This is a genomic window from Curtobacterium sp. L1-20 (assembly GCF_048755855.1).
Classification (GTDB): Bacteria; Actinomycetota; Actinomycetes; order Actinomycetales; family Microbacteriaceae; genus Curtobacterium.
In genome coordinates this window covers 3,084,908-3,107,426 of the sequence record NZ_CP151473.1, presented here as the reverse complement: position 1 = coordinate 3,107,426, position 22,519 = coordinate 3,084,908, and the positions used below count along the sequence as shown (strand labels likewise).

Annotated in this window: 17 protein-coding genes, 1 tRNA gene and 1 other RNA gene; 13 read left to right on the top strand and 6 right to left on the bottom strand. The window is 72.2% G+C overall.

What is annotated here, in order from left to right:
* Positions 1–45: 45 nt before the first annotated feature.
* Together rplJ and rplL are read left to right on the top strand one after the other, a co-directional pair.
* A complete protein-coding gene (gene rplJ / locus AAEP86_RS16000) occupies positions 46–561 on the top strand; it encodes a 50S ribosomal protein L10 (protein ID WP_070418388.1) in 516 nt (171 codons plus the stop codon).
* A gap of 51 nt (positions 562–612) precedes the next feature.
* The gene (rplL, locus tag AAEP86_RS15995) at positions 613–996 is read left to right on the top strand and encodes a 50S ribosomal protein L7/L12 (protein ID WP_420368278.1); all 384 of its coding nucleotides are present in this window, start codon (positions 613–615) and stop codon (positions 994–996) included.
* Between the two features lie 161 nt (positions 997–1,157).
* Here rplL and AAEP86_RS15990 read toward each other — a convergent pair whose 3' ends face one another.
* The gene (locus AAEP86_RS15990) at positions 1,158–2,084 is read right to left on the bottom strand and encodes a hypothetical protein (RefSeq protein ID WP_420368277.1); all 927 of its coding nucleotides are present in this window, start codon (positions 2,082–2,084) and stop codon (positions 1,158–1,160) included.
* 186 nt (positions 2,085–2,270) lie between these two features.
* On the bottom strand, positions 2,271–3,695 hold the full coding sequence (locus tag AAEP86_RS15985) for an APC family permease (protein WP_420368276.1): 1,425 nt from the start codon (positions 3,693–3,695) through the stop codon (positions 2,271–2,273).
* A gap of 117 nt (positions 3,696–3,812) precedes the next feature.
* Between AAEP86_RS15985 and AAEP86_RS15980 the strand changes: the two genes are divergently transcribed.
* The 6 genes from AAEP86_RS15980 (at position 3,813) to AAEP86_RS15955 (ending at position 12,759) form a co-directional block, all read left to right on the top strand.
* On the top strand, positions 3,813–5,684 hold the full coding sequence (locus tag AAEP86_RS15980) for an ABC transporter ATP-binding protein (RefSeq protein ID WP_420370512.1): 1,872 nt from the start codon (positions 3,813–3,815) through the stop codon (positions 5,682–5,684).
* A gap of 79 nt (positions 5,685–5,763) precedes the next feature.
* On the top strand, positions 5,764–7,128 hold the full coding sequence (locus AAEP86_RS15975; RefSeq protein WP_420368275.1) for a cystathionine beta-synthase: 1,365 nt from the start codon (positions 5,764–5,766) through the stop codon (positions 7,126–7,128).
* Between the two features lie 82 nt (positions 7,129–7,210).
* Complete coding sequence (locus tag AAEP86_RS15970) at positions 7,211–8,356, top strand: cystathionine gamma-synthase (protein ID WP_420368274.1); 1,146 nt, start codon at positions 7,211–7,213, stop codon at positions 8,354–8,356.
* A 78-nt stretch (positions 8,357–8,434) separates the two neighbouring features.
* Positions 8,435–9,877: an MFS transporter gene (locus AAEP86_RS15965; protein ID WP_420368273.1), complete on the top strand. Its 1,443-nt coding sequence runs from the start codon at positions 8,435–8,437 to the stop codon at positions 9,875–9,877.
* 34 nt (positions 9,878–9,911) lie between these two features.
* Positions 9,912–10,481: a hypothetical protein gene (locus tag AAEP86_RS15960; protein WP_420368272.1), complete on the top strand. Its 570-nt coding sequence runs from the start codon at positions 9,912–9,914 to the stop codon at positions 10,479–10,481.
* Positions 10,482–10,746: 265 nt separating this feature from the next.
* On the top strand, positions 10,747–12,759 hold the full coding sequence (locus tag AAEP86_RS15955; RefSeq protein WP_420368271.1) for a S53 family peptidase: 2,013 nt from the start codon (positions 10,747–10,749) through the stop codon (positions 12,757–12,759).
* 140 nt (positions 12,760–12,899) lie between these two features.
* Here AAEP86_RS15955 and AAEP86_RS15950 read toward each other — a convergent pair whose 3' ends face one another.
* Positions 12,900–13,481 (bottom strand): TetR/AcrR family transcriptional regulator, encoded by a 582-nt coding sequence (locus AAEP86_RS15950; RefSeq protein ID WP_420368270.1) that lies wholly within the window; start codon positions 13,479–13,481, stop codon positions 12,900–12,902.
* A gap of 231 nt (positions 13,482–13,712) precedes the next feature.
* On the opposite strand from AAEP86_RS15950, the gene AAEP86_RS15945 reads away from it, so the two are divergent.
* Positions 13,713–14,969: a multidrug effflux MFS transporter gene (locus tag AAEP86_RS15945; RefSeq protein WP_420368269.1), complete on the top strand. Its 1,257-nt coding sequence runs from the start codon at positions 13,713–13,715 to the stop codon at positions 14,967–14,969.
* Positions 14,970–15,011: 42 nt separating this feature from the next.
* The gene (locus AAEP86_RS15940; protein ID WP_420368268.1) at positions 15,012–17,015 is read left to right on the top strand and encodes a helicase HerA-like domain-containing protein; all 2,004 of its coding nucleotides are present in this window, start codon (positions 15,012–15,014) and stop codon (positions 17,013–17,015) included.
* A gap of 11 nt (positions 17,016–17,026) precedes the next feature.
* On the opposite strand, the gene AAEP86_RS15935 is transcribed toward AAEP86_RS15940, so the two are convergent.
* Together AAEP86_RS15935 and AAEP86_RS15930 are read right to left on the bottom strand one after the other, a co-directional pair.
* The gene (locus AAEP86_RS15935; protein ID WP_420368267.1) at positions 17,027–17,671 is read right to left on the bottom strand and encodes a hypothetical protein; all 645 of its coding nucleotides are present in this window, start codon (positions 17,669–17,671) and stop codon (positions 17,027–17,029) included.
* A 272-nt stretch (positions 17,672–17,943) separates the two neighbouring features.
* Positions 17,944–18,031, bottom strand: a tRNA-Ser gene (locus tag AAEP86_RS15930).
* 122 nt (positions 18,032–18,153) lie between these two features.
* On the opposite strand from AAEP86_RS15930, the gene pta reads away from it, so the two are divergent.
* Positions 18,154–20,262 (top strand): phosphate acetyltransferase, encoded by a 2,109-nt coding sequence (gene pta, locus AAEP86_RS15925; RefSeq protein WP_420368266.1) that lies wholly within the window; start codon positions 18,154–18,156, stop codon positions 20,260–20,262.
* Between the two features lie 50 nt (positions 20,263–20,312).
* Positions 20,313–21,509: an acetate/propionate family kinase gene (locus AAEP86_RS15920; protein ID WP_420368265.1), complete on the top strand. Its 1,197-nt coding sequence runs from the start codon at positions 20,313–20,315 to the stop codon at positions 21,507–21,509.
* A gap of 149 nt (positions 21,510–21,658) precedes the next feature.
* Here the strand turns inward: AAEP86_RS15920 and AAEP86_RS15915 are convergent, their stop codons facing one another.
* Positions 21,659–22,333 (bottom strand): SDR family oxidoreductase, encoded by a 675-nt coding sequence (locus tag AAEP86_RS15915; RefSeq protein ID WP_420368264.1) that lies wholly within the window; start codon positions 22,331–22,333, stop codon positions 21,659–21,661.
* A gap of 37 nt (positions 22,334–22,370) precedes the next feature.
* On the opposite strand from AAEP86_RS15915, the gene ffs reads away from it, so the two are divergent.
* An RNA gene (gene ffs, locus AAEP86_RS15910) (signal recognition particle sRNA small type) lies at positions 22,371–22,467 on the top strand.
* Positions 22,468–22,519: the final 52 nt, after the last annotated feature.

The following is a 22,519-nucleotide window of genomic DNA, read 5'->3' as shown; positions in this document are numbered from 1 at the left end:
CGTTCGTGGACCTGGGGCTGCCGGCAAGACCCCCCAAGGAGAACCATGGCGAACAAGGAAGCTGCGGTCGCCGAGCTCACGGAGTCCTTCCGTAGCTCGAACGCCGTTCTGCTCACCGAGTACCGCGGTCTCACGGTCGCGCAGCTCAAGGAGCTCCGCAACTCGATCCGTGAGCACGCCACGTACGCCGTGGTGAAGAACACGCTGACCAAGATCGCGGCGAACAACGCCGGCATCTCGTCGTTCGACGACGAGCTCGCCGGTCCGTCCGCTCTCGCCTTCGTCCACGGTGACACCGTCGCCGTCGCGAAGTCGCTGCGTGCATTCGCCAAGGCGAACCCCGAGCTCGTGGTGAAGGGTGGTTACTTCGACGGTAACCCGCTCTCCGCGACCGAGGTGGACAAGCTCGCCGACCTCGAGTCCCGTGAAGTCCTGCTCGGCAAGCTCGCCGGCGCCTTCAAGGCCTCGCTGTTCGGTGCTGCGTACCTGTTCCAGGCACCCCTCTCGCAGGCCGTCCGCACCGTGGACGCCCTCCGCGAGAAGCAGGAGTCCGCGGCCTGATCAGGCACGCGTTCATCAACCACACGTACTAGCTAGTAGTAGGAGAAAATCATGGCGAAGCTTTCGCAGGACGAGCTCATCGAGGCCTTCAAGGAGCTCACGCTCATCGAGCTCTCGGACTTCGTGAAGAAGTTCGAAGAGGTCTTCGAGGTCACCGCTGCTGCCCCCGTCGCCGCTGCCGCGGTCGGTGGCGCTGCTGCCCCCGCCGAGGAGGTCGAGGAGAAGACCGAGTTCGACGTCGTGCTCAAGTCGGCCGGTGACAAGAAGATCCAGGTCATCAAGGAGGTCCGTGGCCTCACGTCGCTCGGCCTCGGCGAGGCCAAGGCGCTCGTCGAGACCCCCGACGCCAAGGTGCTCGAGGGCGTCAACAAGGAAGCAGCCGACAAGGCGAAGGAGGCCCTCGAGGCCGCCGGCGCCACGGTCGAGGTCGCGTAACCCACGCACCACTGCGCGAAGGCCGCTGCCCCTCCGGGGGCGGCGGCCTTCGTCGTGTGCGGGGGCGGGGGCCGCGGGCCCGCGGGCCCGAGACTCGGCTGGGCGGACAGTTTCGCGGGCGTTTGGTCACGAAAGTGTCCGCGGAGCCGAGTCTCGGCGCGTCACAGGATCACGCCGTGCGACCGGAAGAGCGCTCGGAAGCGGTCGAGCTCGACGAGGTGCCACCAGGTCGGCCGGACGACGGTCCTGACCTCGGGCCGGCGTCGGAGCCGATCCTCCCGGACCTTCTCCTGCCACAGCGCTTCCGGCGGCGACCGGTGACCGAGCATTGCAGGGTCGCTGTACTTCTGCTTCCCGTCGAACTCGACGACGACGCCGAGTTCGGGCAGCCAGAAGTCGACTCGGTCGACGTGCTCCGGCGCGCGGAACTCGTGTTGTGCCTCGATCGTGGTGATGCCGCACTCGACCATCCGGATGGCGGTGAACGATTCGCCGACCGACTCGTGCAGTGGGTCGAGCGCAGCGACCACCGATCGTGCTCGTCGTGACCCGCGCGCCGGCCCGACGGGGAGTGCTGCCTCGAAGCGACCGACCTCGAGGTGTCCCGCCCGGATCGCGGAGTCGATCGCGACCGCGGCGACGTGCGGCTCCGACGTGAGAGCGAGCTGCACCGCGGTCGTGAGGTGGTCCGTCACCGCTACTCCGTCGAACCGCACGGCCGCGATCCCGCAGGAGCCTCCGCCCGCGCCGTGCCGGACGACGCCGGAGCGGTGTTCGACACCGTGGAGGGAGCCGTCGACGACGTGGACTCGATCCGTGATGCCGCCGAGGAGCGCCCAACCATGGATGAGCGCCGCTGTGACGTGGGAGAAGGCAGCCGTCAGCGCGACGTCGGGAGCGATCGCCCATGCACGGACGAGGTGGCGGTCGCCCGGGTCCAGTCCCGCCCAGAGGCCCGCGTCGATGTAGACGCCGGCCCTGAGTCGGACCGCCTTCCCTGCCGCGTGCAGACGACGGAGACGCCTGCCGGCAGACGGATCGGTGTCGGGAGCGCGGAGGAGCGGCGGGCGGGTGCGGCGGTACTGCATCCGCACATGCTCGTGTGCTCCGCGACGTCGCCCGGCGGCACCGAGGCGCACTGTGGACGCACGAGCCTCGGCAGTGCGTTGTGTGGGAACAGCGAGACTCGCGCTCGCGGACAGTTTCGTGGCTGCGCGGCCGCGAAACTGTCCGCGGGGCCGAGTCTCGGGGCGGGGGCGCGCGCCCCGCGCGGGTCAGCGCAGCGTGCTGTGGCGGCGGCCGTAGGCCAGGTAGAGCGCCGCGCCGGCGACCATCCAGACGCCGAACGCGATCCACGTGCCGACGCCGAGGAACACCGCGAGCAGGACGCAGCACAGCGCGCCGAGGATCGGCACGACGGGGAACAGCGGCACGCGGTACGAGCGCTCGAGCCCGGGCTGCGAGCGGCGGAGCACGATGACCGACACGTTGACGAGGGCGAACGCCACCAGCGTGCCGATGCTCGTCGCGTCGGCGAGTTCGCCGAGCGGCACGAGCGCGGCCACGACGGTGACGACGAGTCCGATGATGAGGGTGTTCGCGATCGGGGTGCCGGTCCGGCGCGACACCTTGCCGAAGACCTTCGGGACGAGGCCGTCGCGCGCCATCGTGAGGAGGATCCGGGTCTGGCCGTAGAGCACGGTGAGCACGACGCTTGCGATCGCGACGACGGCGCCGACGGAGAACACGAGCGCGACGACCGGCTGCCCCGTCACGTCGACCACGATCCGGACGAGCGACGCCTCGGACGACGAGAACGACGTCCACGAACGCGCACCGATCGCGGCGACCGCCACGAGGATGTACAGCGCGGTGATGAGCGCGATCGAGCCGATGATCGCGCGGGGGAGGTCGCGGCGGGGGTCCTTCGCCTCCTCGCCGGCGGTGGAGGCGGCGTCGAACCCGATGTACGAGAAGAACAGGCGCGAGGCCGCGGCGGTGACCCCCGCGGCGCCCATCGGCGCGAGCGGCTCGAAGTTCTGCGCCTGGAACGCCGAGAACGCGACGACGACGAAGAAGACCAGCAGGGCGATCTTCACGATCACCATGACGGTGTTCACCCACGCGCTCTCGCGGGCGCCGGGCAGCAGAACGGCGGTGGCGAGGAGCACCAGGACCGCGGCCGGCAGGTTGACCACGCCGCCGTCACCGGGAGGAGCCGACAGCGCGGCGGGCAGGTGCAGCCCGAAGACGCGGAGGGTCTCGTCCACGTACTCGCTCGCTCCGACCGCGACGGCGGCCACCGACACGGCGTACTCGAGCACGAGGCACCAGCCGCACACCCAGGCGATGCCCTCGCCCATCGTGGCGTACGTGTAGGAGTAGCTCGATCCCGACGTCGGCACCGCACCGGCCATCTCGGCGTAGGACAGCGCCGAGAGCAGCGCGGCGACCCCGGCCACGACGAACGAGATCCACACCGCGGGCCCGGCGAGCGGCACGGCCGTGCCCAGCACCACCAGGATGCCGGTGCCGAGGGTCGCGCCGACGCTGATCATCGTCAGGTGCCAGACGCCGAGGGACCGGCGCAGCGGCTCACCGTCCACCCCAGCCGACGCCTCGGCCTGCAGCTGCTCGATCGGCTTGCGCCGCGCGAGCTGGCTGCGGAGGGACGTGGGGCGGGTGGGCGCGGACGTCATGGGACCTCGAGTGGTGCGGGGAAGGGGAACGGGAAATGGTGGCACGCCCCCTGAACGGGGTCAAATGACCGGGGGTCCGTCGGTGTCCCACGCCGGGGTTAGGTTTGCACCATGAGCATGGGCGGCGGGATGCGCGGCGGGCACGGCGGCGGCCGCATCTCGAGCGGTGACTTCGCTGCGCAGAAGGCCGCCAACGCCGCCGCCCCGCAGGTCCCCGACCTGCTGAAGCGCATCGCCGGGCTGTTCGTCCCGCACCGCACCGCGATCGTGCTGACGGTCGCGCTCGTCCTCGTCGGCGCGGCGATCTCGGTCATCCCGCCGCTGCTCACCCAGAAGGCGTTCGACGAGGGGCTCTTCCCGAAGGACGGCCGGGGCCCCGACCTGCCGGTGCTGTACGAGCTCGTCGGGGGCATGGTCGCGCTGTGGATCGCCAGCGCGGGCGTGGGCGTGTGGCAGACCTACCTCACCGCCACGGTCGGCAACAAGGTGATGGGCTCGATGCGCATGCGGCTGTTCGGCCACCTGCAGCGCATGGAGCTCGCCTTCTTCACCCGCACGAAGACCGGTGTGATCCAGTCGCGCCTGCAGAACGACGTCGGCGGTGTGGCCAGCGTCCTCAACAACACGATCTCGTCGGTGCTCGGCAACACGGTGACGGTCATCGCCGCCGTCGTCGCCATGCTGCTGCTCAGCTGGCAGATGACCCTCGTCGCGGTGGTGCTGTTGCCCCTGCTGGTGATCGCGCAGCGTCGGGTCGGGCAGGTCCGGGCACGGATCGCCGGGCAGACGCAGGAGTCGCTCTCCGACATGACCGCCATCACCCAGGAGGCACTGAGCGTCTCCGGCATCCTGCTCGCCAAGAGCTTCAACCAGCAGCACAGCGAGACCCAGCGCTACGGCGCCGAGAACCGGAACCAGATCCAGCTGCAGGTCCGCCAGCAGATGTCCGGCCAGTGGTTCTTCGCGATCGTGCAGATCTTCCTGTCGATCATCCCCGCGATCATCTACGTCGTCGCCGCGTTCCTGATCATCGGCGACGTCCCGATCACCGCCGGCACGATCGTCGCGTTCACGACGGTGCAGTCGCGGCTGCTGTTCCCCACCGTCGGGCTCCTCCGCGTCGTGCTCGACCTGCAGACCTCCGGCGCGTTGTTCGCCCGGATCTTCGAGTACATGGACCTCGAGCCCGCCATCACGGACTCGCCGACCGCGGCGCCCGTCGACGAGTCGCGCGTCGGGCACGTGGCCTTCGAGGACGTCACGTTCACCTACCCGGACGGCGAAGCGGACAAGCCGACGCTCCGCGGTGTCTCGTTCGAGCTCCAGCCGGGGCAGTTCGCGGCGTTCGTCGGCCCGTCGGGGGCGGGCAAGACCACCGTGTCGTACCTGGTGCCGCGGCTGTACGAGGCGACCTCCGGGTCCGTCCGGTTCGCCGGGCAGGACGTCCGCGACATCGCGCACGACGACCTCATGCGGCACATCGGCATCGTCTCGCAGGAGACCTACCTGTTCCACGCCACGATCGGCGACAACCTGCGCTACGCGAAGCCGGACGCCACGGACGCCGAACTCGAGCAGGCCGCACGCGCGGCGAACATCCACGAGACCATCGCGTCCTTCCCGGACGGCTACGACACGGTCGTGGGAGAGCGCGGGTACCGCCTGTCCGGCGGCGAGAAGCAACGCATCGCGATCGCCCGCGTGCTGCTGAAGGACCCGCCGGTGCTCGTCCTCGACGAGGCGACGAGCGCGCTCGACTCCATCTCGGAGCGGGTGGTGCAGACGGCGCTCGACAACGCGGCCGCCGGACGGACGACGATCTCGATCGCGCACCGGCTGTCGACCGTCCGCGACGCCGACGTCGTCTTCGTGCTCGACCACGGCCGGATCGTCGAGCAGGGCAGTCACGAGGAACTGCTCGCCCTCGACGGCACGTACGCGTTGCTGCACCGCCAGCAGAACGACCCGGCCGATGCGATCGGCAGCTGACCGGGCGGACGGCGCGACGGCGATGTCCGCGGACGACGCATCCCAGCGCACGACCGTGTCCGCCGCCTAGGATCGACGGGTGCGTTACGCGAACTCCGTGATCGACCTCGTCGGCGACACCCCGCTCGTCAAGCTCAACCGGGTGACCGAGGGGGTGCGGGCCACCGTGCTCGTCAAGGTCGAGTACCTCAACCCGGGTGGGTCATCGAAGGACCGCATCGCCACGAGGATCATCGATGCGGCCGAGGCCTCCGGCGACCTGCGCCCCGGCGGCACGATCGTCGAACCGACCTCGGGCAACACGGGCGTCGGCCTCGCGCTCGTCGCGCAGCAGCGCGGGTACCGGTGCGTCTTCGTCCTGCCCGACAAGGTCGGCGAGGACAAGCGGAACGTCCTCACCGCCTACGGCGCCGAGATCGTCGTCACCCCGACCGCGGTGCCGCCCGAGCACCCCGAGTCGTACTACTCGGTGTCCGACCGCCTCGTCCGCGAGATCCCCGGTGCGTACAAGCCGAACCAGTACGCGAACCCGAACGGCCCGCGCAGCCACTACGAGACCACCGGTCCGGAGATCTGGCGTGACACCGAGGAGCGGATCACCCACTTCGTCGCGGGTGTCGGCACCGGCGGCACGATCTCGGGCACCGGTCGGTTCCTGAAGGAGGCGTCGGCAGGTCGCGTCCGCATCGTGGGCGCCGACCCCGAGGGCTCCGTGTACTCCGGCGGGACCGGTCGGCCGTACCTGGTCGAGGGCGTCGGCGAGGACTTCTGGCCGAGCGCGTACGACGCCGGCGTCCCGGACGAGATCATCGCCGTGTCCGACGCCGACTCGTTCGCCATGACCCGGCGGCTGGCCCGCGAGGAAGGGCTGCTCGTCGGGGGTTCGAGCGGCATGGCGGTCGTCGCCGCACTGCGCGCGGCCCGCGACCTGACCGAGGACGACGTCGTCGTGGTGCTCCTGCCGGACGGCGGCCGCGGGTACCTCGGCAAGATCTTCAACGACCGGTGGATGCGCTCCTACGGCTTCGCCGAGACCGACGAGGAGCGGACGGTCGGTTCACTCATCGCGGGCAAGGACGGCCGGCTGCCGGACCTGGTGCACGCGCACCCCGCCGACACGGTCCGCGACGTCGTCGACATCATGACGAAGTACGGCGTCTCGCAGATGCCGGTGCTCAGCGCCGAACCGCCCGTCGTCATCGGCGAGGTCGTCGGTGCCCTGGAGGAGAAGGCGCTGCTCGAGCAGGTCTTCACCGGCGCCGCCGGCATGTCCGACGCCGTCAGCGGGTTCGTCGGCGACCCGCTGCCGCTCATCGGCGTCGGTGAGTCCGTGTCGGCGGTGCGCCGTGCGCTCGAGGCAGCGGACGCGCTCCTGGTCGTCGACGACGGCAAGCCCGTCACGGTGCTCACCCGGCACGACCTGCTCACCTACCTGTCCGAGTGATCGCGACCACGGGGACGACGCGACGCGCGTGCCCGACGCGATCCGCGCCTCCCGTCCGACCCGATCGAGGAACACCACCCGCATGACCGAGTTCAGCACCCGCGCCATCCACGCCGGCCAGGAGCCCGACGGGCCGACCGGCGCCGTCATCCCGCCGATCCACGTGACCTCCACCTACGTGCAGGACGGCGTCGGCGGCATGCGCAACGGCTACGAGTACTCCCGCTCCGGCAACCCGACGCGCGACGGGCTGCAGACGCTGCTCGCCGACCTGGACGGCGGCGTCGCGGCCTACTCGTTCGCCTCGGGGCTCGCCGCGGAGGACGCCCTGCTCCGTGCCGCGCTCGCTCCGGGGGGACGGGTCGTGATGGGCAACGACGTCTACGGCGGCACGCACCGCCTGGTGAACCGCCTGCACGTCCCGTGGGGCGTCGAGCTCGTCGTCGTCGACATGAGCGACGTCGACCGCGTGCGTGCGGCCCTCGAGGGCGCGCCGGCGCAGACCCTGCTGTGGGTGGAGACGCCGACGAACCCGCTCATGAAGATCGCCGACATCGCCGCGCTCGCCGCCGTCGGGCACGAGGCCGGCGCCACGGTCGTCGTGGACAACACGTTCGCGTCGCCGTACCTGCAGCAGCCGCTGTCGCTCGGCGCCGACGTGGTCGTCTACTCGGCGACGAAGTACCTCGGCGGGCACTCCGACGTGGTCGGCGGCGCGGTGGTGCTCGCCGACGAGGAGCTCGCGGCGAAGGTGCAGTTCCTGCAGTTCGGCGCCGGGGCGATCTCCTCGCCGTTCGACGCGTTCCTGACCACCCGCGGGATCAAGACGCTGGCCGTCCGCATGGAGCGGCACTCGCAGAACGCCCAGACCGTGGCCGAGTCCCTCGTCGGTGCCGCCGGCGTCGAGCGCGTCTACTACCCGGGACTCGCCGACCACCCCGGGCACGACGTCGCGGCCCGGCAGATGCGCGGCTTCGGCGGGATGCTCTCGGTGGCGCTGTCCGGAGGCGCGGCCGCCGCGCGGTCGTTCGCGGAGTCGACCGAGCTGTTCACCCTCGCCGAGTCCCTCGGCGGCGTCGAGTCGCTGATCGGCTACCCGTCGGAGATGACGCACGCGTCGGTGAAGGGCACGGAGCTCGCGGTCCCCGAGAACATCGTGCGCCTGTCGGTGGGCATCGAGGACGCCGGCGACCTCGTCGCGGACCTGCAGCAGGCGCTGCAGCGCTGACCGACGGTCGGACGGGAGGCGCGTGGCGGGTCCGCCCCGCGCCTCCCGTCCGTCGTGGGCCGGCCCTACGATGAACGGGTGAGCACCGCGGCGACCAGGACGAGTCTGTTCAGCGGACCGTACGCCCTGGCCACCGTCGGCATGGTGGCGATCGTGGCCGTCGCTGCCTTCCAGAACCTGGCGATGACCACCGTCATGCCGGAGATCAGCCGCGACCTCGACGGCGAGACCCTCTACGCCCTCGCGTTCGCCGCGCCCCTCGCCGCCGGCGTGCCGGGGATGGTGCTCGCGGGCAACTGGGCCGACCGTGCCGGCGGCCGGGTCGTCGCGTGGGTGTCGGCCGGCCTGTTCGCGGTCGGGACGGCGGTCGTGATGCTGGCTCCGACCATCGAGGTGTTCCTCGCCGGTCGCCTGGTCGAGGGCTTCGGTGCGGGGGCCATCGACGTCGTCCTCTACGTGCTCGTCGCGCGCATCTTCCCGGCCGAGCTGCACGCGCCGGTCTTCGCGGGGTTCGCGGCGGCCTGGGTGGTGCCGGCGCTCATCGGACCGGCGCTCGCGGGCATCGTGACCGACGTGTGGGACTGGCACTGGGTGTTCGCCGGCGCGCTCGTCATCGCGGTCGGCGCCTTCGGACTGCTCGTCCCCACCCTGTCGCGGCTGCACCCGCCCGAGGCGTCCCTGCGCCCGCCGTGGCAGCGCGCCCGGATCGGGTGGTCGGTCGCCGCCGCGGTCGCCGTCCTGCTGCTCAACGTCGCACCGGACCTCGGTACCTGGGCCCGCGTCGTCGCGGTCGTGATCGGGCTGGCGGGGACCTGGTCCGCCCTCAGGCCGCTGCTGCCCGCGGGCACCTTCCGAGCCGCTCCCGGGCTGCCGTCGGTGATCCTGCTCCGCGGGCTCGTCGCGGCGTCGTTCTTCGGCAGCGAGGCGTACGTGCCCTTCCTGCTGCAGGCGGAGGACGGGCTGTCCGCCTCGGCCGCCGGGCTCGCCCTGACCGTGGCGGCGCTGAGCTGGGCGGGGGCGTCGTGGGTGCACGGCCGCCTCGGCGAGGACCGCCTCAGCGCGCAGCGGACCTTCGGCGTCGGCCTCGCGCTCGTGCTGGTCAGCCTGGTCGCCGCGCTGGCGGTCGCCTCGTTCGGGTTGCCCTGGTGGCTCCTCGTCGTGGGCTGGTTCGTGGGCGGCGCGGGCATGGGTGCGATCTACCCGCGCACCTCGATGCTCACGCTGCGGTTCTCCGGCGAGGGCGACGACGGGTTCGCGAGCTCGGCGTTGACGATCGCGGACGCCTCGGGGAGCGTGGTCGGGCTCGCCGTCACCGGGCTGCTGTTCACCGGAGCCGGTGGTGCCGAGGGCACCCTGTCGTTCACGCTCGTCTTCGCCGCGATGCTCGTCATCGGCAGCCTCGCGGTCGCGGCCGTCCGGCGCCTCGGTCCGGTGCCGTCCGCGGCGTCCGCCGCGCTGCCGGCCGGCCCGCGGTCGACGCGCGGCGTCCGCGGGCCGTCGTCGAGCGGAGCGAGCGGGTAGCGTGACAGACCGGTCGACCGTTGGAGGACTCCTCGTGCTGCGCTCCGTGGCCGCCGTCGTGGCGGTGTGCTCGATGCTGGTGCTGACCGGGTGCCAGGGCACGACGTCCGTCGCGCCCACGCCGGTGCAGAGCTCGGACCTGACGAGTTCCGACGGCGGGTTCGACCAGCACGCCGTGGTCGGGGTGGTGCTGGTGTCCGCCGCGGCGACACCCGGGCCCTCGTCCGGCGGCGTCGCCCTGCCGGACCGGTTCGAGCGTGACCTGTCCGCGGCAGGGTTCGACCCCGACGTGCGCGTGGCGGGCGCCGCGGACCCGGCGGGGGACCAGCGCGCCGCGCTCCGCGCGCTCGTCCGTGCCGGGGCGAAGGTGCTCCTCGTCGAGGCTGCGGACCCGTCCGCGCTCAGCGGCGAGCTCCAGGTCGCGCACGACGCCGGTGCGGTCGTCGTCGCGCTCGGCGACCCGCTGCCGGCGTCGGGCACGGGCGGTGACGGGGTGTCCGCCGACTACCGCGTGCAGGGCACCGACTCCGACGCCGCACTGGTCGGCAGGTCGGTCGCCGTCGTCGAGTCACTGCAACGCGGCGAGAAGCCCACGACCCGGTGACACACCGGGCGCAAGCCCCGTCCCCGAGTTCAGGGCGGGGACCCAGCACGGCCGGCCGGAACCGTGGAACCACGGGGATCGCCGGCTGAGCGGAGCGACAGCTTCGCCCCCCGGACGGGTGACATGGTTCGTCGGTGGAACCACCGACTGTCCGACGCGTCTCGCCACTCATTACAGTCACCTCACCGCAGCCCACGAAACCGCTGGGAACGGACCGCGTCAGCGACCCGCGACCGCGCAGGGCTCCACGTCGAGAGGACCCGAAGTGCAACGACGCCCACCGACCCCCAGACCCTCCACCCCTGCCAGCGGCCGTCAGCGCACCGCCGCGATCGCGCTCACCACCGCCGCGTGCACGATCGGTGCGGTGCTCTTCGCCGCCGGACCGGCCGACGCGGCGACCCGCCACGCACTGCCCGACTCGACGCCGTCCTGGGCGACGAGCGCGAACGACGCCGGCACGGTCGCCGCGACCACCGACGTCGAGGGCGAGGTCTACCTGCCCCTGCAGGACCAGCGCGGCGCCGAGGCCCTCGCGACCGCCGTCTCCACCCCGGGCAACGCCCGCTACCGCAAGCCGCTGAGCCCCTCGGCCTGGATCGCGAAGTACGCGCCGACGAAGGCCGACGCGGACCAGGTGACCGGGTTCCTGCGGGCGCAGGGGCTCACGATCACCGCCGTGCCGGCGAGCCACGAGTTCGTGGTGTTCCGCGGACCGGCCTCGGTCGTCGACTCGGTGCTCGGCACCTCGCTGCACGCCTACCGGCACGCCGGTCGGACCCTCGTCGCCCCGTCGTCCGCGCCGAGCCTCCCGGCCGCCGTGGCCGGGCTGGTCAGCGGTGTCACGGTCGACCAGGGCCGTCTCCTCACCCACCCGGAACTCGTCCAGCAGGGCGAGACCCCCGCGTCGTCGACCCCGACCCGGTCGCTCCGCCAGCAGGCCACGGCCCCGACCGGCATCCAGGCGAAGTGCTCCCACTACGACGGCGAGCACACCGCGACCGTCCCGGCCGCGTACGGGAAGACCAGCGTGCACACCTTCGCGTGCGGGTACGTGCCGAAGCAGATCCGCTCGGCCTACGGCGTCGACGGCCTCGCCGCGAAGGGCGTCCAGGGCCAGGGGCAGACCGTCGCGATCATCGACGCCTACGCCTCGCCGTCGATCCTCCACGACACGAACAGCTACTCGGCGCAGAACGGCGAGCCCGGTCTGACGAGTGCCACGTTCTCGCAGCGGATCCCGTCGCCGGCGCAGTTCACCGACCAGGCGCTCTGCCAGCAGCCCAGCGGGTGGCAGGGCGAGGAGACGCTCGACGTGCAGTCCGTGCACGCGGTGGCTCCGGCCGCGAAGATCCTCTACGTCGGCGGCACCAACTGCGGTGGCGGCCTCGACGTCGCGATGTCGAAGATCCTCGACCAGGGTCTCGCGAACCTCGTCAGCAACAGCTACGGCAACGTCGGCGAGAACGTCCCGCTCGCGACCATCCGCGGCCAGGAGAACCTGCACATCCAGGCTGCGGGCGAGGGCATCGGCCTGTACTTCTCGAGCGGTGACAACGGCGACGAGTCGGCCGCCCTCGGCAGCGCGCAGCCGGACTTCCCCGCCTCCAGCCCGTGGGTGACCTCGGTCGGCGGGACGAGCCTCGGCATCGGCAAGACCGGTCGGAAGACCTTCGAGACCGGGTGGGGCGACGTCCTCGACCAGATCGTCAGCAGCGACCGCGGCAACGTCTACTCGACCCCGCTGCCGGGCGGCATCGTGGCCGGTGGCGCCGGCGGCGGTCGGAGCACGCTGTTCGACCAGCCCGCGTACCAGAAGGGCGTCGTCCCCGCATCGCTCGCCGGCGGCAAGCGCGTCTCGCCGGACCTCGCGGCGCTCGCCGACCCGTACACCGGGTTCTCGATCGGCATCCGGCCGATCACGGACGACACCACCCTGGCGGTCGGTGCGTTCGAGAACGAGACGTACGGTGGCACGTCCCTCGCGTCGCCGCTGACCGCGGCGATGTCCGCCCTCGTCCAGCAGTCGACGCACACGCGGCTCGGCTTCGCGAACCCGACGCTCTACGCGGTGGACCGCGTCGCGCCGACGGCGTTCAGCGACGTCCGTCCGCCGTCGTCGCCGATCGCGCTGGCGTACACCAGCGCGACGTCCGGCAAGGACTACCTCGTCACGCTCGACCACGACACGTCGCTCACCACCGCCAAGGGGTACGACGACGTGACCGGTCTCGGCGCGGTGTCCTTCACCGGCATGACGCAGGTGGCGCGCCGGTAGCGGCGCGGGTCCGCAGAGGACGGGAGGCGCGGTGCCGGCTGGCACCGCGCCTCCCGTCGTCTCCGCGCGCGCGTCGCCGCGCCGCTGACCGCTCAGCGCCGCTGGCGACCCAGCGCCGCTGACGGCTCAGCCCTGAGGACTCAGCGCCACCAGGACGGGAACGACAGCACGATCGTGTCCACCAGCGCCTTGCGGGACCGGCGAGGGCCGGTCAGCCAGGCCCCGATCGCCCCCACGAAGCCCTGCGCCACGAACCCGGCGGCGACGTCGTCGAGGAGCTCCGGACGGTCGTCGGGGTCGAGGGACCGGATGTGCTGCTCGCTCGAGACCGTGAAGTGCGCGACGAGCAGGCGGTGGAGCGAGGCGTCCTCCGGGTCGGGGAGCGCCTTCGCGTAGATGTCGCGGTGCGCGACCACGTGCTCGACGACGGCGTTGATGCCGCGCCGGGTGATCGCGGCGAGTTCATCCGCACCGGCACCGCGTTCGACGGCGGCCCGACGCGCCGCTGCGTCGTCCTCGCGGATGCGGTCGAGCTCGGGTGTGAGCACGTCGGCCAGCAGCGAGCCGGGGGAGACCGCGTGCGAGTAGAACGTCGCCCGGTTGATCCCGGCCGCCCGGGTGACGTCGGCGACGGTGATCCGCGAGACGGGACGGTCCGCGGCGAGTCGCATGATCGCCTCGCTGAGCGCGGCGGTCGTGTGCAGGATCCGGGCATCCACCATGACGCCTTCCCCCTTCTGATCCGTTCGTGCCCGGTCTCCCGAGCAGTCCGACGGTACCGCATGGCCCGCTCCCGGACCGTCCGCGCGACGCGGGAACACGCGCGGATCCCGATCCGAAGGCCCCGAGAGCGCTCACTCCACCCGTAGGATGGTTCCGCGGGCGAATCGATTCGATTCGACCATCCCGCGATCACCCCCACCGTTCCCCTCATCGTCGAAGGACCCCTGCTCGTGACCGCGCCCGCCACCACCGGTTCGCTCCGGGTCGTCCTGCACCCGGGAGACTCGCTCTCCCGCCGGCAGCGACTCGTCTACGTCTTCGTCCTGGGCGCGCTCACCGCGCTCGGGCCGTTCACCATCGACCTGTACCTGCCGGCGTTCCCGTCGATCAAGGACCAGTTCGGCATCACGGACGGGGCCGTTCAGCTCACCCTGACGGCGACGACGCTCGGCTTCGCGATCGGGCAGCTGCTCGTCGGCCCGTGGAGCGACAAGGTGGGCCGCCGACTGCCGCTCATCATCGCCACCTCGGTGCACGTGGCCGCATCGGTCGGCGCCGCGCTCGCGCCGAACGTCGAGGTCCTCGCACTCTTCCGCGTCCTGCAGGGCATGGGGGCGTCCGCGGGCGGTGTCGTGGCGATGGCGACGGTCCGCGACCTGTTCGGCGGGAAGCCGCTCGTCCGCATGCTCTCCCGCCTGGCGATGGTGAACGGGCTGGCGCCGATCCTGGCGCCGCTCATCGGGTCGCAGATGCTCCGCTTCGTCAGCTGGCACGGCGTCTTCGTGTTCCTCGCCTGCTACGGCGCCGCGGTCGTGCTCGCCGCCGTCCTCCTCATCGTCGAGACGCTCCCGCCGGCACGCCGCCGCGAGGCCGGCCACTCCACCATGGGGCAGCGGTACAAGGCGCTCTTCTCGGACCGCATCTTCGTGGGCGTCGCGCTCATCGGAGCGATGGTGTTCAGCGGGTTGTTCTCGTACCTCAGCGCGTCGCCGTTCCTGTTCCAGGGGCTGTACGGCCTCGACGCCCAGCAGTACGGCCTGCTGTTCGCGGTGAACTCCGTCGGCGTCGTCATCGGCGTGCAGGTCTCGGCGCGGCTGGCGCAGCGGGTCGGTCCGCAGTGGATCCTCGCCTGCTCGACCGCGACCCTGTTCCTCGCCGCGGTCGCCATCATGGTGCTCGACCAGCTCGGGGCGGGCCTCGTCGGCGTGCTCGTCCCGCTGTGGTTCTTCATCGCGGCGTGCGGGTTCTCGTTCCCGCTCGTCCAGGTGATCGGCCTCGCCGCCCACGGCAAGGAAGCCGGGACGGCCGCGTCCCTGCTCGGCGCGCTGAACTTCGGCGTCGCGGGACTCATCTCGCCCATCGTCGGGTGGATCGGGATCACGACGGCCACCCCGATGGCCGCGGTGATGGCCTGCACCTCGACCGTCGCGATCGCGATCCTCTGGATCGTCGTCCGTCCGCGCACCGTTCCGGCGCTCACGCACTGACCGCCCGTTCCCTTCCACCGGGGCCGTTCGTAGGCTGGGCCCATGAGTGACCCGGTGGAGCAGGCACGAGCGGCAGCAGCGGCGGCGCGGGCGGCCGCCGACGAGGCACGACGACTGGCGGACGAGGCCACGGCCCGCGCCGAGGAACTCGCCGCGGCCCTCGAGGCGTCGGCACCGACGGTCCTCACGCCCGACGCGGAGCCGGCGGCCGCGGGGTCACCGGCACCGTCCGGCCAGGAGGCGCCGCTCGCGCCCGACGCGGAGCCCGCGATCGTCGACGTGGACGCGACCACCTCCGGACCGGTCCCGGCGCCGACCACCGGCACCGCGCCTCCCGTCGGACCGCTCGGTGCCGACGCGATCGCGACGATCCGCGACGGCTACGCCGTCGAGGGCCGCGCGTTGGAACTCGGTGCGCTCGTCAACGGCGAGGCGCTGCCCGACGTGCAGGTCCGGATCCCGCTCGGCATGCTCAACCGGCACGGCCTCGTCGCCGGGGCCACCGGTACCGGCAAGACCCGCACGCTGCAGGTCCTCGCGGAGCAGATCGCCGCCCACGGCGTGCCCGTGTTCGCCGCCGACGTCAAGGGCGACCTGTCGGGCCTCGCGCTCGCCGGGCAGCCCAGTGACAAGCTCCTCGCGCGGACCGCCGGCATCGGGCAGACGTGGCGCGGCGTCGCCAGCCAGGCGGAGTTCTTCGCGCTCGGCGGGCAGGGGACCGGGGTGCCCGTCCGGGCGACCGTGTCCGGGTTCGGGCCGCTGCTGCTGTCCAAGGTCCTCGGGCTGAACGACACCCAGGAGTCCTCGCTCGGGCTGGTCTTCCACCACGCCGAGCGCGCCGGCCTGCCCCTCGTCGACCTGTCCGACCTGCGGAGCGTCCTGACCTTCCTGGTGAGCGACGCCGGCAAGGGGGAGCTCGCCGAGCTCGGCGGACTGTCGAAGCAGACCGCCGGGGTCATCCTCCGCGAACTCGTCACCTTCGCCGACGCGGGAGCGGACCAGTTCTTCGGCGAACCCGAGATCGACCCGCAGGTGTTCCTGCGGACCGCCGAGGACGGCCGGGGGATCGTCAGCCTCCTCGAGGTGCCCGGCGTGCAGGACCGGCCCGAGGTCTTCTCGACCTTCCTCATGTGGCTGCTCGCGGACCTCTTCAACGAGCTGCCCGAGGTCGGCGACCTGGAGAAGCCGAAGCTCGTGTTCTTCTTCGACGAGGCGCACCTGCTCTTCGACGGCGCGTCGAAGGACTTCACGGACCAGATCATCCGGACGGTCCGGCTCATCCGGTCGAAGGGCGTCGGCGTCGTCTTCGTCACGCAGACCCCGAAGGACGTGCCGAACGACGTGCTCGCGCAGCTCGGGTCCCGCATCCAGCACCAGTTGCGCGCGCACACGCCGGACGACGCAAGGGCGCTCCGGGCGACGGTGTCGACCTACCCGACGAGCGACTACGACCTGGCAGAGGTCCTCACGTCGCTCGCCACCGGTGAGGCGATCGTCACCGTGATGAACGAGGAGGGCGCACCGACCCCGGTGGCGTGGACGCGACTCCGCGCCCCGGAGGGGTCGATGGACGCGATGCCCGCCGCCGAGATGACCGCCCGGGTGCAGGCGTCACCCTTGCTGGCGACGTACGGTGCCCGCGTCGACCCCGACTCGGCCCACGAGATGCTGGCGCGGCGCATGGAGGTCGCCGCTGCCGCGGCCGCCGCAGCAGCCGAGCGGCAGGAGGCCGCGACCCGCGCCGCCGAGGCGGAGCAGGACGCCGCCCGCACGGCGGCCGCCGCCGCGAAGGAGGCCGCCGCGGCCGCGAAGCAGGAGGCGAAGGAGCGTGCCGCCGCGCAGCAGGCGTACGAGAAGGCGCAGCGCGAGTTCGAACGGGCCGAGCGGGCGGCCGAGGCGCGGCGCTCCGGGCGGACGCCGACGCGGACCCGGACGTCGAGGAAGGCGGACGACCCGCTGGCGGACCTGCTCGGGTCGGGCGTCGGCAGCACGATCGCGAAGGAGGTCGTGCGCGGCATCTTCTCGACGTTGCGTCGCCGGCGCTGACCTCGGCGCGGTCAGGTGCCGACGAGGCCGTTCGTCTCGACGACGAGCAGGCCGGCGACGACGACGACCGCCACCGCGCCGAGCACGACGTGGGCGGTGCGCTGCTCGTACCAGGCGCGGCTGGCCGGGTACCGGCGTGCGAACTCGCGGGCGGAGACCGGACGGACGTCGTCGGAGACCCCCACGCCGAGCGCTTCGACCACGCGGTCGAGGCCGTCGTCGCCCCACACGTCGGCGCGCAGCCGGAACAGGTGCGCGCCGTCGGCGTCGAGGGCGACGAGCTCGCGCGAGGTGCGTTCCACCGCGCTGCCGTACGTCGTCGCCAGCACCAGGGCGTGCACCCGGTCGCGGCAGATCCGACGGTTCGGGGTGACCACGCCGCGCACCGTGACGCAGCCCGGGTCGAGGCCGATGAACGCGGTGCCGAGGCGGACGAAGACGACACCGACGAGGACCCCGACGGCGATCACGACGGCGGACACCACGGGCCAGAGGGGCAGCGGCAGCGACACCCAGACCAGGGCCACCGCGAGCGGGACCGCGGAGAACACCACGCTGAGGATGGTCGAACGCACCAGCGAGCGTCGCGGTCGCACGACCACGTCGTAGGCGGTGGTCCGCGGCCGAGCACGCACCGGTGCGGTCAGGTCCCCCACGTGGACTCCTCGTCCTTCGGGTGCCCGGGCAGCACCGTTCGCCCGCCCGGGGAGCGACGCCCCTGCCGCTCCGTGCACCGTGTCCGACCCGTCCCGGGGCCGTCCGTCCGGGCAGTCTAGGCGACCGACGGGTACCGGGGACAGCCCGTTCCACCCCGGTTCCGCGTTTCTCGGTCAGCCCATGGCGAACGGGGGGCGTGGAGGTCCGCCGCACGGGGGACCGGGAACGCAGCAGGCCCCGGACCTGGTGGGGTCCGGGGCCTGCTGTGTGCTGGCGGAGAATGGGGGATTCGAACCCCCGAGGGCTTGCACCCAACACGCTTTCCAAGCGTGCGCCATAGGCCACTAGGCGAATTCTCCTGGTGCCGTCTCGCGACGACGACACCCAATGGTACAGGTCTTCGGGGGTGTGCACGACCACGTCCGTCCACAGGGCTGTCCGCTCCCAGATCGCACGACGAGGGCGCGGCTACGCTGGCAGCGTGTCGACCCGCATCTACATCACGTCAGCAGAAGGACACACAGGGAAGAGCACCGTCGCCCTCGGTGTCCTCGAGACCCTCGCGCGCTCGGTCGGACGGGTCGGCGTGTTCCGGCCGGTCGCCCGCTCGGTGAGCGAGCCGGACTACGTGCTCGAGCTCCTGCTGCAGCACACCGCGGTCGGCATCTCCTACGACGACGCCGTGGGGGTGACGTACGACGACGTCCACGCCGACCCGGACGCCGCACTCGCGACGATCATCACCCGGTTCGCGCAGGTCGAGCGCCAGTGCGACGCCGTGGTGGTCCTCGGGTCGGACTACACGGACGTGGGCAGCCCGACGGAGCTGTCCTTCAACGCGAAGGTCGCGGCGAACCTCGGCGCGCCGGTGCTCCTCGTGCTCGGCGGGCGCGACGCCGCCGAGCACGGGCCCCGCACACCGGAGGACATGGCGCAGGTCGCCGAGGTCACGACCAGTGAACTCCGGGCAGCGCACGCCCAGGTGTTCGGCGTCATCGTCAACCGTGCCGACCCGGACGCCCTCGCCGCCATCGTGACGAGCGTCCAGCACGCCGTCCACGACCACCACCCCGACCTGCCCGTGTGGGCCATCCCCGAGGACCGCGTCCTCGTCGCCCCGACCGTCCGGGCGCTGCTCCAGGCCACCGGGGCCACGCTCGTGCGCGGTGACGAGGCGCTGCTCGACCGTGAAGCCCTCGGCACGGTCGTCGCCGGCATGAGCATGGAGAACGTGCTCCCTCGGCTCATCGAGGGCGGCATCGTCGTCGTGCCGGGGGACCGCAGCGACGTCCTCATCGCCACCCTGCTGGCGAACCAGTCCGACACCTTCCCGAGCCTGGCGGGCGTGATCCTGAACGGCGGGTTCGAGACCGCCCCGCAGATCTCCCGACTGCTCGAGGGTCTCTCGAGCTCGCTGCCGATCGCGCAGAACGACCTCGGCACCTACGACACCGCCCTCCGCATCACGCAGACCCGCGGGCGGCTCGCGGCGGACTCCCCGCGGAAGGCCGACCTCGCGCTCGCGCTGTTCGAGCAGCACGTCGACGCCGACGCCCTGCGCGACCGCCTGCAGCTCACCCCGTCGGGCGTCGTCACGCCGCTGATGTTCGAACACGGGCTGCTCGACCGGGCGCGCGGCTACGGCAAGCGCATCGTCCTGCCCGAGGGCGACGACGACCGCGTCCTCCGGGCCGCCTCGACGTTGCTCCAACGCCAGGTGTGCGAGCTGACGATCCTCGGCGACCCCGCCGCGATCCGCTCCCGCGCGACCGAGCTCGGCCTCGACCTCGAGGCCGCGCAGCTCGTGTCCCCGTTCGACCCCGAGCTGCGCGAGCGCTTCGCCGAGGAGTACACCCGACTCCGTGCGCACAAGGGCATGTCGATCGAGATGGCCCGCGACACCGTCACCGACGTGTCGTACTTCGGCACGATGATGGTGCAGCTCGGCCTCGCCGACGGCATGGTCTCCGGCGCGGGGCACACCACCGCGCACACCATCCGGCCGTCCTTCGAGATCATCAAGACGCGACCGGACACCTCGATCGTGTCGAGCGTGTTCCTGATGGCCCTCGCCGACCGGGTGCTCGTGTACGGCGACTGCGCCGTCATCCCGGACCCGACGAGCGAGCAGCTCGCCGACATCGCCATCTCGTCCGCCGAGACCGCCACCCAGTTCGGCATCGACCCCCGCGTCGCGATGCTCAGCTACTCGACCGGCGACAGCGGGACCGGCGCCGACGTCGACAAGGTCCGTGCCGGCACCGCGTTCGTGCGGGAGCGCCGCCCCGACCTGCTCGTCGAGGGCCCGATCCAGTACGACGCCGCGGCCGACCCGACGGTGGCGCGCACGAAGATGCCGGACTCGCCGGTGGCCGGTCGGGCGACGGTCTTCATCTTCCCGGACCTCAACACCGGCAACAACACGTACAAGGCCGTGCAGCGCTCGGCCGGCGCCGTGGCGATCGGCCCGGTGCTGCAGGGCCTGCGCAAGCCGATCAACGACCTCTCCCGCGGCGCGCTCGTCGGCGACATCGTGAACACCGTCGCGATCACCGCGATCCAGGCCGGCACCGCGTCCGACGCGGCCTGACCGACCGACCCGCACCGCGCCTCCAGGCCCTGACAGAAAGCGACCGCCCCGTGACCGCAGCCCTCGTCGTCAACTCCGGCTCGAGTTCGTTCAAGTACCAGCTCATCGAGCTCGAGGGGGAGCGCACGCTCGCCTCCGGGCTGGTGGAACGCATCGGCGAGTCGTCCGGAGCGTGGAAGCACACCAACGCGCTCACGGGCGAGTCCTCGTCGAACGACTCCGCCGAGGTGTCCGACCACGCTGCGGGCTTCCAGGCGATGATCGACGCGTTCGGTGCGGTGGGGCCGTCCTTCGACGAGTACCCGCCGGCCGTCGTCGGGCACCGCGTCGTGCACGGTGGCACCTCGTTCGACCGCGCCACCGTCGTGACCGACGACGTCGAGCGTGAGATCGAGGAGCTGAGCAGCCTCGCCCCGCTCCACAACCCCGCGAACCTCGAGGGCATCCGCGCCGCGCAGCAGGTCTTCCCCGACGTGCCGCAGGTCGCCGTCTTCGACACCGCGTTCCACCAGACCATGCCCCCGCACGCCTACACGTACGCGATCCCGGCGGACCTCGCCGCGAAGCACCGGGTCCGCCGCTACGGCATGCACGGCACGAGCCACAAGTACGTGTCCGAGCAGGCGGCGGTGTTCCTCGACCGACCGCTCGGCGAGCTCAAGACGATCGTGCTGCACCTCGGCAACGGGGCGTCCGCAGCCGCCATCGACGGTGGCCGGTCCATCGAGACGTCGATGGGCCTCACCCCGCTCGAGGGCCTCGTGATGGGGACGCGCTCCGGCGACCTCGACCCCGCCGTGCTCATCCACCTCCACCGCGAGGCCGGGCTCTCCTTCGACGAACTCGACACCATGCTGAACAAGGAGTCCGGGCTGCTCGGCCTCACCGGCAACGGGGACATGCGCGACGTGCAGGACGCCGCGCTCGGCGGGGACGACGAGGCCGAGGCGGCGCTCGCCGTGTACCGGCACCGCATCCGCCGGTACGTCGGCGCCTACACGGCGCAGCTCGGCGGGCTCGACGCGGTCGTCTTCACCGCGGGCGTCGGCGAGAACAACGCGCTGCTGCGCCGCCGCGTGCTCGCCGGGCTCGAGCACCTCGGCATCGAGGTCGATCCGGACCGCAACGAGCTGGCTTCCCGCGAGGCACGGCGCATCTCCACGGATGCGTCGCGTGTCGCGGTGCTCGTGATCCCGACGAACGAGGAGCTCGAGATCGCCCGGCAGTCGGCTGCGGTCGCGCTGTAGGAGCGCCGCTGCGTGGCTGCGCGCGCCGCGCGCGCCGCGCTGTGCGCCCTCGGGCGGCCCGCCGAGACTCGGGTGGGCGGACACGTTCGCGGTCCTGAAACCGCGGAAGTGTCCGCGGAGCCGAGACTCGGGCGAGCGCCCGACGCCGCTCAGCCGAGCGCCGCGAGGGCTGCCGGGATCGGTGTGTCCCCGCTCGTGACCTCGAACTGCACCCCAAGCGCCGAGTCGTCGACGAGCGCGTGCAGCACCACGGCGGCCACGTCCGCGCGCGGGATCGACCCCCGCGGGACCGTGCGCCCGACGGCCACCGTGCCCTGCGGCGGCGTGTCCAGCAGGCCACCGGGCCGGACGATCGTCCAGCGCAGGTTGCGGGCACGGAGGTTCGCGTCCGCCTCCGCCTTCGCGCGCAGGTACACCTGGAAGACGTCGTCCTCGCTGCGGGCCGGCACCACCGCGCGCTCCGGGTCGTACGCGTCCGCACCCATCGCCGAGATCATCACGTAGCGGTCGATGCCCACCCGTTCCGCGGCCTCGGCCAGCAGGATCGCCGCGTCGCGGTCGACCGTCAGCTTCCGCTCCGCCCCGCTGTTCGGGCCGGCGCCGGCGGCGAAGACCACCGCGTCGACGCCGCGCAGGCGGAGGGCGAGCTCGTCGTCGTCGAGCTGCTCGAGGTCCGCGACCAGCGCGCGCCCGCCCTGCTGCTCCACGTCGGTGACGTGCGCGGGGTTGCGGACGATGGCGACGGCGTCGTGACCGGCGTCGGTGATCAGGCGGACGAGGAGCAGGGCGATCTGGCCGTGTCCTCCGGCGATGGCGATCTTCATGTGTCCACTATCGCCGGTGGCGTCCGGTAGACTTCTCGGCGGCTCCTCACGTGACGCCATCCAGGCCAACTCCCCCAGGGCGGAAACGCAGCAAGGGTAACCGGGCTCTGGCGGGTGCGTGAGGAGTCTTCTTCGTCCCCGGGGACTTTTTCACCCGTGCTTGCGGACAAGCACCTGATCGTGTGT

Coding starts and splice junctions, on each gene's coding strand:
- rplJ (WP_070418388.1), top strand. CDS start 46: ATGGCGAACAAGGAAGCTGCGGTCGCCGAGCTCACGGAGTCCTTCCGT.
- rplL (WP_420368278.1), top strand. CDS start 613: ATGGCGAAGCTTTCGCAGGACGAGCTCATCGAGGCCTTCAAGGAGCTC.
- AAEP86_RS15990 (WP_420368277.1), bottom strand. CDS start 2,084: ATGCAGTACCGCCGCACCCGCCCGCCGCTCCTCCGCGCTCCCGACACC.
- AAEP86_RS15985 (WP_420368276.1), bottom strand. CDS start 3,695: ATGACGTCCGCGCCCACCCGCCCCACGTCCCTCCGCAGCCAGCTCGCG.
- AAEP86_RS15980 (WP_420370512.1), top strand. CDS start 3,813: ATGGGCGGCGGGATGCGCGGCGGGCACGGCGGCGGCCGCATCTCGAGC.
- AAEP86_RS15970 (WP_420368274.1), top strand. CDS start 7,211: ATGACCGAGTTCAGCACCCGCGCCATCCACGCCGGCCAGGAGCCCGAC.
- AAEP86_RS15950 (WP_420368270.1), bottom strand. CDS start 13,481: ATGGTGGATGCCCGGATCCTGCACACGACCGCCGCGCTCAGCGAGGCG.
- AAEP86_RS15940 (WP_420368268.1), top strand. CDS start 15,012: ATGAGTGACCCGGTGGAGCAGGCACGAGCGGCAGCAGCGGCGGCGCGG.
- AAEP86_RS15915 (WP_420368264.1), bottom strand. CDS start 22,333: ATGAAGATCGCCATCGCCGGAGGACACGGCCAGATCGCCCTGCTCCTC.